Origin of the sequence: Halomonas citrativorans, assembly GCF_014898005.1 — a bacterium.
Lineage (GTDB): Bacteria > Pseudomonadota > Gammaproteobacteria > Pseudomonadales > Halomonadaceae > Vreelandella > Vreelandella citrativorans.
In genome coordinates this window covers 1-404 of record NZ_JABUYX010000076.1, presented here as the reverse complement: position 1 = coordinate 404, position 404 = coordinate 1, and the positions used below count along the sequence as shown (strand labels likewise).

General features: G+C 63.6%; 1 protein-coding gene. It reads left to right on the top strand.

Features of this window, described 5'->3' with window-relative positions; genetic code table 11:
- Positions 1-404 (top strand): reverse transcriptase domain-containing protein (locus tag INT20_RS18440; RefSeq protein ID WP_264299241.1); only part of this gene is annotated, 404 nt, incomplete at both ends.

Below are 404 nucleotides of genomic sequence, written 5' to 3'. Positions count from 1 at the left end.
AAGGCCCACGTCACCGCCGGCCACCGCTGGGTGGTCGACCTTGACCTGGAGGCTTTCTTCGACCGAGTGAACCACGATCTGCTGATGGCACGGGTCGCACGGCACGTTGACGACAAGCGCGTGCGGCGTCTGATCCGTCGTTATCTGGAGGCGGGTATGTTCCAGCATGGCTTGCCCACGCCGAGGCGGCAGGGAATCCCCCAGGGCGGACCCCTCAGCCCGCTACTGGCGAACATCCTGCTGGACGACATGGACAAGGAGCTGGAACGCCGAGGCCACCGCTTCTGCCGCTACGCCGATGACGTGCAGGTGTATGTCAAAAGCTGGCGAGCAGGCGAGCGGGTCATGGGCAGCTTGAGTGAGTATCTCGAGAGCTCACTTCGGCTGACGGTCAATCGCCGTAA